Origin of the sequence: Chryseobacterium indoltheticum, assembly GCF_003815915.1 — a bacterium.
GTDB classification, from domain to species: domain Bacteria; phylum Bacteroidota; class Bacteroidia; order Flavobacteriales; family Weeksellaceae; genus Chryseobacterium; species Chryseobacterium indoltheticum.
The window spans coordinates 2,670,876-2,685,170 of sequence record NZ_CP033929.1 but is presented as its reverse complement, the minus strand read 5'-3'; the positions used below and the strand labels follow the sequence as shown (position 1 = coordinate 2,685,170).

Below are 14,295 nucleotides of genomic sequence, written 5' to 3'. Positions count from 1 at the left end.
CAAAGTCAGTTTAACTGAAGAAGAAAAAAGTGAACTGCAGTCTTTTTTTTCGGTTAAAAAATTGAAGAAAAAACAATATTTGTTGCAGGAAGGCGATGTTTGTAAATGCCTTTCTTTTGTTAATAAAGGTTTGCTAAAATCTTATTTTACTGATGAAAAAGGTGGTGAAAACATCAATATGTTTGCATTTGAAGGTTGGTGGATTTCAGATTTTAAGAGTTTTATCAATCAGGAAAAAGCGGTTTTGAATATCGATGCAGTTGAAGAAACAGAATTGCTCATGATCACTCTTGAAGATTATGATAAACTAATGCTGAAGATTCCAGTGATGGATCGTTACTTTAGGATTTTATACCAAAATAGTTTGGTGACGAAAGATTATCGTTTAATAGCTTCAAACAGTTATACAGCTGAGGAAAAATATCTTCAGTTAGTTCAAAAAAATCCCGGAATGATCAAAAGAGTCCCACATAATCTGATTGCATCCTATCTTGGTTTGGCTCCGGAAACGATCAGCCGAATTCGTAAGAAAATTTTGTTGAAAGGTTAATGCTTACTGAATGTAAACTTGACTGAGGTCAACCGAAACTCATGATGTAGATCAAGTGTTTTCGCTGGTCACCACCATAATTTTGTAGAAGAAATTTTACATTATGGAAAACAATAAAAATATTGCCTTAGTTGTCGGTGCAACTGGAATTACGGGAAGCAATCTCGCTCAGGAACTTATATCTCAAGGCTGGACAACTTACGGAATATCCAGAAATACAAACACTAATATCGAAAGATTAATCCCGGTAAAAGCTGATTTACTAGACGTACAAAGTTTAGAAACAGCATTGGAAAATATTTCTCCTACTCACATTTTTTTCACAACCTGGATGCGAAATGATACAGAAGAGGAAAACATTCGTGTAAACAGCGCCTTGATTAGAAATCTGTTAAATGTTTTGTCTCCCAAAAAATCTGTAAAACATGTTGCTTTGGTTACAGGATTAAAGCATTATTTAGGACCATTCGAAGCCTATGCAAAGGAAGGAAAATTACCTGAAACTCCTGTGAGAGAAGAGCAACCCAGACTTCCGCTTCCCAATTTTTATTACGCTCAGGAAGATGAGGTTTACTCGGCTTCTGAGAGAGATGGTTTTACCTGGAGCATTCACAGACCGCATACTGTAATTGGCTATGCAGTAGGAAATGCGATGAATATGGGAACTACTTTGGCGGTTAATGCAAGTATTTGCAAAGAAACAGGTAATAAATTTATCTGGCCGGGATCTGCTGCACAATGGAACGGAATTTCTGATGTGACAGACGCAAGAATTTTGGCAAAACAATTGGTTTGGGCATCAACTTCAGAGGAAGCTAAAAATAAAGCATTTAATATCTCAAACGGTGATGTATTTCGCTGGAAATGGCTTTGGAAAAGACTTGCAGATTGGTTTGAAATAGAGGCTGTCGGTTTTGAAAACGAAATTAAACCTCTTGAAAAAGAAATGCAGAACAATCATGAGATCTGGAAAACAATTGCTGAAAAATATGGTTTAATAGAAAACAATTTAGACCGTTTATCTTCAGCGTGGCATACCGATTTAGATTTAGGAAGACCTCTGGAAGTAATGACTGACATGAGCAACAGTAGAAAATCCGGTTTTCTGGAATATCAAAACACGGAAGAATCTTTTATTGATTTGTTTAAAAAATTAAAGCAAGAAAATCTGATTCCTTAGATCGTTAATATAAAAGAGTTGTTGTAAAGCATCTCTTTTTTTTTATTAATAAAGGTTTTTTAGAATGTTGTCCCGACTTTTCGTTAATGATGAATTTTGTACACTCTCATTTATTTTTAGCAAAAATAAGCCATCTCAAATTTGAGACAGCTTATTCTAAATTTAATTCTAACTGATTTCTTATAAATAAATCGTCAATTTTGCTTTGTAAGTCAGCAATGAATTTTGAAAGTAATTTTAAAAATTGACAAGCAAAGCAAATTGACCATTCACAATTGACTATTTTGTATATTTCTGCTTTAAAACAGCAATTTCACGTGGTCCGATTCCAATTTCAACCTGAAAGAAATTTTCTACGCTTCCATATTTTTTGTTGATGGCTCCGAAGAAATTTCTGATGAGTTCAGGTCTCAGTTCCATTTGGGTTTTGATCTCAGCTTCGCTCATTCCTGCCATTTTTGAAAGTCCGGAATACATATTTTTCATGGTAGGATTTTTTGCCAGATAAAAATTGGAAGCAACATAATCATCTTCAATTACCTCTTGCGGAACTCCTAATATTTTCAGGAATAAAGCCGATGCCATTCCCGTTCTGTCACGACCACCTGTACAATGAAAAAGTAAGGCTTCATCGGGCTTTAAAGTCAATAACTGAACGAATAACGATCTGTACCTTTCTCCGAAATAAGGAAGTCCACCTTCTCCGTACATATCAAACAAGAAGTTTTTATCCTTCAAAAATTTCACCATATCCTGAGCAGTCGGAAGGTTGTTGCTTCCTGCAGGACACAAAAGATAATTGGTATTTTGGGGTAAACGATCCTGAGCTTTTTTAGCTTCTTCCACCCCTCTGAAATCGACAACAGTTGTAATTTTTCTGTCTTTGAAAGTTTTCAGATCTTTATCAGAAAGCTTATCGATGGCATCACTTCTGAAAACTTTTCCGAGAACCACTTCTTTTCCGTCAGTAGTTTTATAGCCACCAGTATCTCTGAAGTTATAGGCATTTTCCATTTTTACGACACGTTTCAAACTGTCTTTAATCTGCGCATTTGCAGTTGTTCCAAAGGCAATTACTGCCAATGTAAATACTATTTTTTTCATATAAATTAAATTAAAATATTTGCCAGCGAACTCCCAGTTGCCCTCTGCTTCCGTACCATTCATTTGAGGTAACTCTCTTTTTATTGTCTCCCATATAAAGTCGTAAACTTTCGTTGCTTAAATTATTTAGCTCAACAAAGATTTTAAGCTTTTTAGTAATGTCATAACTTGCAGAAAAGTCAACTGTAAAATTTTTGTCGGACCAGATGTAATATTGCGGACCGAGTTTTTGGTTGATGGTTTCAACTGATTTCCCTCTGTAATTTCCTGCAAGACGAACCATTATTTTGTTGCCTTCGTAATATAAAATGACGTTGAAAAGATTTTTAGATTGGTTGGGAAGTGATGTTTTGTCAAAATACTGTATTCCGTTTGAGTCGGTACGCGGAACCTCAACTTTAGAATCGATGAAGGTATAATTAAACTCAACCCCGAAACCATTCCAAAAACCCGGTAAAAAATCGAGACGTTTGTTGATGCCTGCTTCAAAACCTATTAAGTTTGAATCCTGCAGGTTTTTTGCCTGCGTTATATTGTAGTTTGTTCCGCCAATATTGAGTATAGATGTATCTGAAAATACGATATCCGATATTTTTTTATAAAAAACTCCACCTGAAAGTATCCCGATATTATTGAAATAATATTCACCCATTACATCAAAGTTGTGACTGAAAGTAGGTTTCAAATCCGGATTTCCTCTTGTAATTGTGAAAGGAGTTGAAGTGTTGTCGATACTCGAGCCCGGTGACAAGTCACCAAAATTGGGTCTGATGAAAGATTTTGTATAGGCAAATCTTATGTTTGCTTTTGGCGAAATATTATATCGCAAATGAAGCATCGGAAGAAAGGCGTTGTAATTACTTTCTACAATAGATTCACTGATAACGGTGGTTGCAGGAGTTCCTTCTTTGGTAGCTTTTGAACCGTTCAGAGTCATTCTTGTGGATTCGTTTCTGAAACCTCCAACAATCTTGAATTTATCGCTTGCTTTTATCTCTGCCATCGCATAGGCTGCAAAAACAGATTCTTCACCTGTATAAACGCTTGTTGCATTGGTTTCGGCACTCGAAAAATCTCTGAAACCATTCTGTTGCAAAAATTCTGGAGAAAACATCTGAAAAAGTTGGTCTTTAGTTGGCGGATTCATAATATAAGAATCATAATTTCCGTTCATCCCTCCCAGAAAGGCAGTTCCGCTTGGCGCATCTGTAGTTGCCAATTGTGACAAGGTAAGCAGTGCAGGCGAATTTGGGATCCCCAAAGAAGCTCCCGGAAGGTAAACTGTATTGTATCCGTAAGTACTGGTACGGTCTTTATCACGATATTTAGCTCCTACTTTTATTGAAATATTAGGATTCACATCATATTTTAAATTTACCCGTGCAATTTTATCTCTTTCGTTATTATCTAATTTGGCGATGACCAATTGTGAAAGAAGCAGTTTGTCGGCACTTAGCCTGTCGTTCTGGCTGCTTATATCTGAGCTGTAATCCATATATTCGCCACCAATTCCGTCTGGCGAATCAAATCCCCAATATCGGTTTCCGTCACTGGAAAGATTATTGAATCCGCCGGTTATTTTCTGTCTGAAAGTTGCGATAGGAAGACCTTTGGTAGAATTGGTAGGCGGAGTATCAAGAAAATATTTTGCCTGATAATCGCTTAGCATCCAATCTAAATTTAATTTTGAAGAAAGGCTGTGCTCACCACCCAATTCCATCCCGTAAAGCTCGGTTTGATAATGTGAATATCTGAAATTGTATTGATAACGCTTGTTTGTATAATCTACATACGTTTCATAAACAGGGCGAATGTCATCAAATTTATTAAACATTCCTCTGAAGTAGATTTTGTTGTCTGCATTGAATTTGTATTCCAATCCGCCATTCAGACCAATGGTTCTTCTCGTTCCCATGTACCTTTTCATCATTACCGAATTGATAGATTTTCTTTGGATATCATTTGCTGCGCTTGTATTGTAAGTCACATCAAAAGAATCTGCACCCCATTGTCTGTCCCAAATTGCGCCCGACAAAAGCACGCCCAATTTCTTTTTGAAAAAACGGTCGCCATACACAATTGATGCATTATACGTTCCGTCCTGAGAAAATGTATTGTAACCTCCTGCCCCGCTTACGCTCAATGTTTTCTTTGCGGGAGCAGTTCTTGTAATAAAATTGATACTTCCACCAATCGCATCACCGTCCATATCGGGAGTTATTGCTTTAGAAACCTGCACAAACTGAATCAATTCTGAAGGAACAACATCCAAAACGAAACACCTGTTTCCTAAAACATTTGCGCTTGGTAAACGATTTCCATTGAACAAAGCCGAGGTCCATGCAAAAGGAGTTCCTCTTACCGTTGCCTGGTCGGCTTCACCGTGATATCTTGCAACAGCAACACCTTGAACTCTTTGCACCGCTTCAGCAGCATTTCTGTCCGGCAGCTTTCCGATTGCATCGGCTGCAATGACTTCCATGATGGCGTTGCTGTTCTTTTTAATTTCGTAGGCTTTCGCCTGGGTTAAAGCATTGGGTCTTGAAACCATTACTTCCTGAATGTCGGTTAATTTATTTGAAATCAGTTTTTCTTCAGGTACAATGGTGATATATCCTATATCGTTTGTCCCTTCTTTTATGGTATACGGAAAAACCTGGGTTTCGTACCCTATATATTCAATTTTAAGAGTTACTTCTCCTAATTTTGGTGAAAGCAGATGAAAATCTCCGTCTAAAGATGAAACGGCTTTTGCATCGGCATCTACAATAGAGATATTGGCTCCGGGAAGTGCGCCGTTTGTTTTTCCTACAATAGTTCCCTTTACAGTTTGTGCATGGATGGTTCCAAAAGAAGCGAACAAGAAAAAAGCAGATACCTGTATAATTCTCGATTTATGCTTTAAAAAACCAGTAGAATTTTTCATTGATTTATTTTTTCTGCAAAACTGCACAGAATGATGTACCGATTCGTCCTTACAAAAAAATCAAAATAAAAAACGTATCACTCGTTGTCTTGACATTTTTAAAGGATTGATTAATAGTATTTTACATTGAATAAACTATTTATTATTTATTTATGAACAGAATATTAATAGGAAAAATAAATTTTTAACAGATATATAATCGAATTGAAGATTGCAGAATACCAATTTTGAATTTACTTTGTACAAACCTAAAGCTAGAATGCAATATATCATTATTATCGGGGCTTTTCAGGCGGTTGTCGCACTCTGGTTATTACAGTTCAGAGAGAGAAAAACCTCTTCCAATTATCTTTTTATATTTCTTATTTCTGCCATTGCGGTGCATCTGACGATCAAGTTTGTTATTTTCACATTCGTTCCAGACCAAAGTATCAGATTGCAAATGAATACGTTTATCTCGGTCTGTTATGGCCCGCTGATTTACTTATATACCTTGAGTAAAACCAAAAAGAGTTTTTCAGTAGGCAGAAAATGGTATCTTTTTATTCCGTTATTTATTTTAATGATTGCGTATTTTACAGTTTCATGCGTGTTTATAATTCTAAACCGTGTTGATGAAAAGCTTCTATATCTGTACAATACCTCAAGTCTAGTTTTACTTTTTGCCATCAATTTATATTATCCTTTAAAAAGTATTTTAATAATTAATAAAAGCAAAAGCCTTGAAAGAATTGAGTTTAATATCATTAAAAGAATTTCTGTCTGTATTCTTATGATGGAATGTATTCTTGTTTTCACAAAAATAGCCCTGTTTTTTTATCCTGAAAAAATACAGGAAATCAATGTATTGATAAGAAGTGTTTCCTATTTTCTCCTGCTTGTTATCTGTCTTTTGATCATTAAAAAAAATATTAGTACAGAATTAAGAAAAGTACCGGAAAATACCACTAAAAAAACGCTAGAAAGCGGGTATATTGATATTGACACCGAAACTCGTTTTTTGAATACAATGGATTATGAATTGAAATTTGGTGAATTGTGGCAAAAAATGGACGAAATCGTAAAGCAGCAACAATTGTTCAGAAATTGTGATTTGAATCTCGATGAATTGGCCTCAAAAACTAAAATCAATAAATACCAGATCAGCGAAATGCTGAACGGCTACAAAAACAAACCTTTCTACCGATACATCAACGAATATCGAATAGAATATTTCAAAAACAGGGTAGAAAATACTATTCAGAAAAACGAAAATATCAATTTTTTATCATTGGCTTATGAAGCAGGTTTCAAATCAAAATCTTCTTTTAACCGTTATTTTAAAGAAATAATTGGCAAAACTCCTTCAGAATATTATAAAACTTCGTTGAAAAATTCATTGAAGCTTCAGGTGGATTAAACTTCTGTATTTGTTTTTCGATTTTATAATTAAAATGGTTAGGTTTTTGAATATTCAAAAATACACTAATCATCACACTTTTGAAACTCATTATATTTACAAACAAAGGTATTTACTGTCCGCAGGGAAAATTTTATATTGATCCTTGGCGGCCTGTTGATTTTGCAGTCATCACTCATGGTCACGCTGATCACGCTCGGTGGGGAATGAAAAAATATCTTTGTCATCACTTTACAAAACCTATTTTACATCAAAGAATTTCTCCGGATATTGAATGCCAGACTTTGCAGTATGGTGAAGTTTTAGATATCAATGGCGTTAAACTTTCGCTTCATCCGGCCGGTCATATTATTGGTTCGGCGCAGATTCGTCTCGAATATAAAGGTTATGTAAGTGTTATTTCGGGAGATTATAAAGTACAGGATGATGGTTTGAGCACTCCTTTTGAAGTGGTAAAATGTAATGAATTTGTTAGTGAAAGTACTTTCGGGCTTCCGATTTACAACTGGTTGGAAGTTCCTGATCTCAATAAAAGACTTCAAAATTGGGTTCTCAGAAATCAGGAAAATCAAAAAACTTCTGTTTTCATCGGATATTCTTTGGGTAAAGCGCAAAGGATTATGAAAGCGGTTGAAGGAATGGGAAAAATTCACGTTCATTATTCGATCGGAAAACTCAATAAAGCCTTTGAAGAAGTTGGTATCGTTCTTCCTGATTATGAAGTTCCTGATTTTAGGGAAAGTATTAAACACGTTGCGGGCGATATTGTGATCGTGCCTCCTGCTTTGTTAGACAGCAATGTGATTAAGAAAATTCCGGATGCGGCAACAGCGATTTGTTCAGGTTGGATGCAGGTTCGTGGCGCAAGAAGATGGCGAAGTATGGACGCAGGTTTTCCAATGAGTGACCACGCAGACTGGAAAGGTCTTTTACAGGCAATAAAAGCTACAGAGGCTGAAATTGTTCACGTAACGCACGGACAAACAGAAGTTTTTTCTAAATATTTAAACGAAATCGGAATTAAATCTGATGTTGTAGAAACCTTATATGGAGACGATGATGATGAAGTCATTGAAAAGGAAGTTGTATCCGATAAAAAAGAAAATTAATTATTAAAATTAAACCTTCGCGGTTTTTTGAAACATTGAAGGTTTTGAAAGCTCCGTAGGAGCGACCTGTTAATAGCAAATCAGAATAAAAATAGCTAAAGCTCCGTAGGAGAGACCTGTTAATTTTTAAACGTCGAATTGCTCGCAGCCCGACTTGAGTGGAAATCCTTTTTTTGCATAAACTGAAACTTCGATTAAAGATAGAACGTCTTGCAAAAAAAGATTGGGAACGGAAGAAGGATTAAGCTGCCCAAATAAAACAAAAGATTAGAATGAAAAATTTCGCAGAACTCATCAACTCTCTCGAAAGCACCAATAAAACCAATGCTAAAATCGATGCCATTGTCGATTATCTTGAACGTGCGCCGGATGATGATAAATTGTGGTTCATCGCTTTATTTACTGGCAAAAGACCGAAGCGAAATGTCAACACCAATTTTATGAAAGAATGGGCGTTGGAAATTACGCAATTACCATTTTGGCTGTTTCAGGAAAGTTATTCTTCGGTAGGAGATTTAGGTGAAACTTTATCGTTAATTCTTCCGCCACCAACCGAAAATATTGAAAAATTACTTTCTGAATGGATGAATGAAATTATCGGATTGAAAACAAAAACCGAAGCCGAAAAAAAAGAATTCGTTCTTAATTCCTGGAATGGTTTAGATTATACGGAACGATTGATTTTCAATAAATTATTAGGTGGAAGCTTTAGAATCGGCGTTTCGTCAAAAACATTAATTAATTCTCTGACAAAATTTTCCGGACAGGAAGCAAGCACTTTGATGCACAGTTTGATGGGAAAATGGCAGCCTGATGAAGTTTCATTTAAAGAATTGATTTCTGCTGAAAATATCAATCCGGACAACTCAAAACCCTACCCTTTTTGCCTCGCGTATCCTTTGGAAAAAGATTTGGAAGATTTGGGAAAACCCGATGAATGGCTCATCGAATATAAATGGGACGGAATTCGCGGGCAAATCATCAGACGAAATGATGAAGTTTTTATCTGGTCACGTGGGGAAGAGTTGGTGACTGAGCAATTTCCGGAGATTGCTGAAACCGTAAAAGCGATGAAAGGTAATTTTGTAATTGATGGAGAAATACTTGCGGTAAAGGAAGGCAACGTACTAAATTTTAATGAATTACAAAAACGACTAAACCGTAAAACATTAACAAAAAAAATGCTCGTTGAAATTCCTATTGAAGTTTTTGCATACGATATTTTAGAGCTGGAAGGAACTGATCTGAGGGAAAAACCCATCTTTGCAAGACGAGCAATGCTGGCAGAATTACTACTAAATGAAGCTCCGGAAAATATAAAAATTTCTCAGGCCATTGATTTTGAAAAGTGGTCACAATTAGATTTAATAAGAGAAAATTCAAGAGAAATTAACAGTGAAGGATTGATGCTGAAACAGAAAAATTCACATTATCATTCAGGACGAAAAAAAGGAGATTGGTGGAAATGGAAAATCAATCCGATGACGATTGATGCTGTTCTCATTTATGCCCAAAAAGGAAGCGGAAGACGAAGCGCTTATTATACCGATTACAGTTTTGCCGTGAAAAGTGGTGACAAGTTAGTTACGATTGCAAAAGCCTATTCGGGATTGACTGATAAAGAAATAATGGAAGTCAGCAAGTTTGTCAACAAAAATGCTATTGAAAAATTCGGCCCCGTGCGTACGGTAAAAGCTGAATTGGTTTTTGAGATTGCTTTTGAAGGAATTGGCTTCAGCAATCGACATAAAAGCGGCGTTGCATTGCGATTTCCCAGAATCTTAAGATGGCGGAAAGATAAAACCGTTGACGAAATTGATGATATTGAAGAGATTAAAAAACTGATACAATAAATTTCTTCAAAACTCCCGAGAAGCTTTATCCGTGTAGAAGAAAAAACATAAACATTGGAGAACGCTGTAGGAGTTCTATCTTATAACTAAATTTAAAAGAAATAACGCTCTTGCGGAGCGCCGCTAATAACATTGATTAAATTACTACACAGATAAAACTGCTCTGCAGTTTTTTTTCTAAATCAGTAGATTTAATATTATTTAATTTATAAAAACAATTTGAGCAACTACGAAAATAAGGAAGGATTCAAAATCATCCAAAACTGGATGATGGAAAAAGGCAATTCTCCATTTAAATTTCAGATTGATACCTGGAAAAAATTTGGCAGTGGCTACAGCGGAATGGTTGTAGCTCCGACGGGTTTCGGGAAAACATTTTCGGTTTTTTTAGCATTAATTTCAGACTTTCTCACTTATCCAAACAAGTATAAGAAAGGTCTGAAAATGATTTGGATTACACCACTTCGTTCGCTTTCAAAAGACATCGCAAAAGCAATGCAGGAAGCGATTGATGAGATTGGTCTGGATTGGGCAGTTGGGGTGAGAAATGGCGACACCGATCCTAAAGTGCGTCAACAGCAGGTCAAAAATATGCCTGAAATTTTAGTGGTAACTCCCGAAAGTTTGCACTTGCTTTTAGGTCAAAAAAATCATCAGCGATTCTTCAATAATATGCATTGTGTGGTCGTAGATGAATGGCACGAATTGCTAGGCTCAAAACGTGGCGTAATGGTGGAGTTGGCGATTTCCCAGCTCTTTCACTATGTTCCGAAACTTAAAATTTGGGGAATTACAGCAACCATTGGGAATCTTGATGAAGCGCAGGATGTTTTGATTCCTTACGATATCAAAAAAACAAAAATCACGGCTAAAGAGCTTAAGAAAATTGATATTATTTCAGTTTTTCCAGATGAAGTTGAGCTTTTGCCTTGGGCAGGACATCTCGGTCAAAAATTAGCGGATAAAGTGGTTCCTATTATTTTGGAATCTAAATCGACCATTGTCTTTACCAATACCCGAAGCCAAAGTGAAATGTGGTATCAATTGTTACTCAATGCTTATCCTGATTTTGCGGGACAAATCGCTATTCATCACAGCTCAATCGATGCACATTTAAGAATCTGGATTGAAGAAAACTTAAGTTCAGGAAAATTAAAAGCTGTTGTCTCGACCTCATCTTTAGATTTAGGAATCGATTTTAAACCTGTTGATACGGTTATACAAATTGGTTCTGCAAAAGGTGTTGCAAGGTTTCTACAACGGGCGGGACGAAGTGGCCACTCCCCTTTTGAGACTTCCAAAATTTTCTGTGTTCCTACGCATTCTTTAGAGCTGATTGAAGTAGCAGCTTTAAAAGAAGCCGTAAAACAAAAAGTAATAGAACCACGCGAGCCGCAGGTTTTATGCTTTGATGTATTGGTGCAATTTCTGATGACTTTAGCGGTCGGTGACGGTTTTTTTCCTAATGAAATTTACGAAAGAATTAAAAAAATATATACGTTTCAGGAAATCAGAGATGAAGAATGGAAGGAGATCGTTGACTTTCTGACAATCGGTGGAAGTGCGTTGAAAAACTACGAAGAATATCACAAAGTTGTCATAATGGAAGACGGTTTACACAAAGTCACTTCAAGAAAAATCGCAATGCTTCACCGAATGAATATGGGAGCGATTGTAAGCGATGCAATGTTGAAGGTGAAATTTATTTCCGGCGGATATATAGGAATGGTTGGGGAATATTTTATTTCGAGACTGAAAAAAGAAGAGAAATTTATTCTTGCCGGTCGTGTTTTGGAAGTGGCAATGATAAAGGATATGACGGTTTTTGTACGTGCATCTAAAGGAAAAGCGATGGCGCCAAGTTATCTGGGCGGAAGGTTACCTTTAAGTTCAAATTTGGGGCATTTTTTACGAGAAAAATTATCAGGAGCATTAAACCCGAAAGCATCTGAAAAGGAACTGAAATTCTTACATCCCTTATTAATCAACCAGGAAGAGCGCTCACACATTCCGAAGGAGGATGAATTTTTGGTTGAATTAATTAAAAACCGTGAAGGCTATCATCTTTTTATGTATCCTTTTGAGGGCCGATTGGTACACGAAGTAATGGCTGCTTTGATTGCTTATCGAATTTCAAAATTGGCGCCTATTTCTTTTTCGATGGCGATGAACGATTATGGTTTTGAATTATTCAGCGATAAAGAAATACCGTTGAATGAAGATAATTTAGAGAAAATATTGACGAGAGAAAATCTGATGATTGATGTGATTTCCAGTATTAATTCTGCTGAAATGGCAAGACGGAAATTCAGGGATATTGCCGTAATTTCAGGAATGGTTGTACAGAATTTCCCCGGACAACAACGGTCAAATAAAGCATTGCAAAGTTCTGCAGGTTTGATTTTTAAAGTATTGGAAGATTACGATCCCAATCATTTTCTAGTGAGACAGGCATATACAGAAGTTTTCAATATGCAATTGCAGGAGCAGCGCTTGGTAGAAGCTTTTAAACGAATTGAAAAATCAAAGCTTATTTTAAAATATTCAAATAAATTTACGCCTTTGAGTTTCCCGATAAAAGTTGACAGCTTACGACAAACATTAACGAGTGAAAATCTGGATGCGAGGATTCAGAAATTGATTAAACAATCGGGAAGAAATATAAAATGAATCGTCAATAAGTCAATTGAAAATTATTAAAACTTTTTGTCATTCTGAACGGAACTAAAGTGCAGTGGAGAATCTATTCTTTATAAAAACATCTTAGTCTGATATTGACAAGCAAAATATTAAAATGAAAATAGTAACTAAGAATATCAATATTAACAACGAAACTCTTACTTTAACCAATCAGCGTGCACTATTCTGGAAAAAAGAAAAAGCATTGATTTTTTCGGATTTACACATCGGTAAAACGGCACATTTTCGTAAAAACGGAATTGCTCTGGCGAGTCATATTATGAAAAATGATCTTGAAAGGCTTTCGGTTTTAATAGAATATTTCCAGCCTGAAAAATTTATTATCGTCGGCGACTTGCTTCATGCCGGAAACAATTCTGATGTAGACGAATTTTGCATTTGGAAAAATCAATATTCAGACATTAAATTCTGTTTGGTAGAAGGTAATCATGATAAGATTTCAAAAACTTTAGAGAAGAAATTATGTTTAGATTCACGATCTGATTCTCTGGAAATTGATGGTATTTCTTTTGTGCATGATTTCGATAAAAATATAGAAAAGTTTCAGATTACTGGACACATTCACCCAGGTTTTGTGATTAATTCTTTGGTTAAAAAAATAAAGCTTCCGTGTTTTGTGCTCACTGAAAACCAACTATTGCTTCCGGCCTTCAGCGAATTTACCGGTTTGGATACAAAAAATCTCCCTCAAAAAGGAAGATTCTATGTTTTTACAGATGCCGAAATCTATGAGATCTGATTTTTAAAGCTGATCAAACCATTTATAAATATCGGTGTCTGAAGAAATTTTAAGTTTTTTTCGTAATCGGTTTTTTCTATTCTGAATTGCCTTTGGTGTTACAAATGTGTAAGTTGCAATTTCTTTTGTACTCAATCTCAACTTGAGATAGATACAAAAAATAATTTCAGAATTTTGCAAATTTCCATTAATTAAGGCAAGGTGCTCAAAAAATTCGGGATATGCAGATTTAAATTTACTTAAAAGACGCGGTGAATTTTGTTTAGCAAGCCTGATTATTTCTTCGTCAGCCAAAATTTTTGCGGTGTGTTCTGCGTTAAAGTCTTGCGTGTTGTCTCTATTATTATTCATTATGGGCAGAATTTTTCTCTATCATAATCAAAGATGTAATCCTCAATATGATTAACGTTCTTATTATCAGTTTTTTTATTAATGCGGTTTAAAGCGCAAAATTTAGCCTCAATAATATTTTATTTATTATCAAATGACACATTAAATTTCGCCAAACCTTTCTCTCGTTAAGTTCTTGATTCAAATGTATCGGAATTTTCATATTTCTTTTTATGATTCTAATCAACAAATAAAGATTATATTTTTTTTGATTTATTAATTCAAACTGAGCAATAATATTTTATTAAAAATTTATTTTCTGCAAAAATTTTGGTATTTAATCAGTAATGTGGTATCTGTGTGGTAGCGAATTAATTCACTTTTGCATAAAATTATTCTTTCTTT

10 protein-coding genes are annotated in these 14,295 nt (G+C 35.4%); 7 read left to right on the top strand and 3 right to left on the bottom strand.

Annotated elements, in window-relative coordinates:
- The first annotated feature begins 61 nt into the window (after window positions 1-61).
- Window positions 62-550: a Crp/Fnr family transcriptional regulator gene (locus EG358_RS12385; RefSeq protein WP_262487801.1), complete on the top strand. Its 489-nt coding sequence runs from the start codon at window positions 62-64 to the stop codon at window positions 548-550.
- A gap of 103 nt (window positions 551-653) precedes the next feature.
- On the top strand, window positions 654-1,730 hold the full coding sequence (locus EG358_RS12380) for an SDR family oxidoreductase (protein WP_076558538.1): 1,077 nt from the start codon (window positions 654-656) through the stop codon (window positions 1,728-1,730).
- A gap of 279 nt (window positions 1,731-2,009) precedes the next feature.
- Here the strand turns inward: EG358_RS12380 and EG358_RS12375 are convergent, their stop codons facing one another.
- Entirely contained in the window at window positions 2,010-2,834 is an 825-nt protein-coding gene (locus EG358_RS12375) for a tyrosine-protein phosphatase (RefSeq protein ID WP_159436356.1), read from the bottom strand.
- 10 nt (window positions 2,835-2,844) lie between these two features.
- A complete protein-coding gene (locus tag EG358_RS12370; RefSeq protein WP_076558534.1) occupies window positions 2,845-5,760 on the bottom strand; it encodes a TonB-dependent receptor in 2,916 nt (971 codons plus the stop codon).
- A gap of 259 nt (window positions 5,761-6,019) precedes the next feature.
- Between EG358_RS12370 and EG358_RS12365 the strand changes: the two genes are divergently transcribed.
- The 5 genes from EG358_RS12365 (at window position 6,020) to pdeM (ending at window position 13,560) form a co-directional block, all read left to right on the top strand.
- Entirely contained in the window at window positions 6,020-7,159 is a 1,140-nt protein-coding gene (locus tag EG358_RS12365) for a helix-turn-helix domain-containing protein (protein ID WP_076558532.1), read from the top strand.
- Window positions 7,160-7,239: 80 nt separating this feature from the next.
- A complete protein-coding gene (locus EG358_RS12360) occupies window positions 7,240-8,268 on the top strand; it encodes a ligase-associated DNA damage response exonuclease (protein WP_076558530.1) in 1,029 nt (342 codons plus the stop codon).
- Window positions 8,269-8,540: 272 nt separating this feature from the next.
- Complete coding sequence (locus tag EG358_RS12355) at window positions 8,541-10,121, top strand: ATP-dependent DNA ligase (protein WP_076558528.1); 1,581 nt, start codon at window positions 8,541-8,543, stop codon at window positions 10,119-10,121.
- Between the two features lie 267 nt (window positions 10,122-10,388).
- Window positions 10,389-12,791 (top strand): ligase-associated DNA damage response DEXH box helicase, encoded by a 2,403-nt coding sequence (locus EG358_RS12350; protein ID WP_076558822.1) that lies wholly within the window; start codon window positions 10,389-10,391, stop codon window positions 12,789-12,791.
- Window positions 12,792-12,915: 124 nt separating this feature from the next.
- Window positions 12,916-13,560 (top strand): ligase-associated DNA damage response endonuclease PdeM, encoded by a 645-nt coding sequence (gene pdeM, locus EG358_RS12345; RefSeq protein ID WP_076558526.1) that lies wholly within the window; start codon window positions 12,916-12,918, stop codon window positions 13,558-13,560.
- Between the two features lie 3 nt (window positions 13,561-13,563).
- Here the strand turns inward: pdeM and EG358_RS12340 are convergent, their stop codons facing one another.
- Entirely contained in the window at window positions 13,564-13,911 is a 348-nt protein-coding gene (locus tag EG358_RS12340) for a helix-turn-helix domain-containing protein (protein WP_076558524.1), read from the bottom strand.
- Window positions 13,912-14,295: the final 384 nt, after the last annotated feature.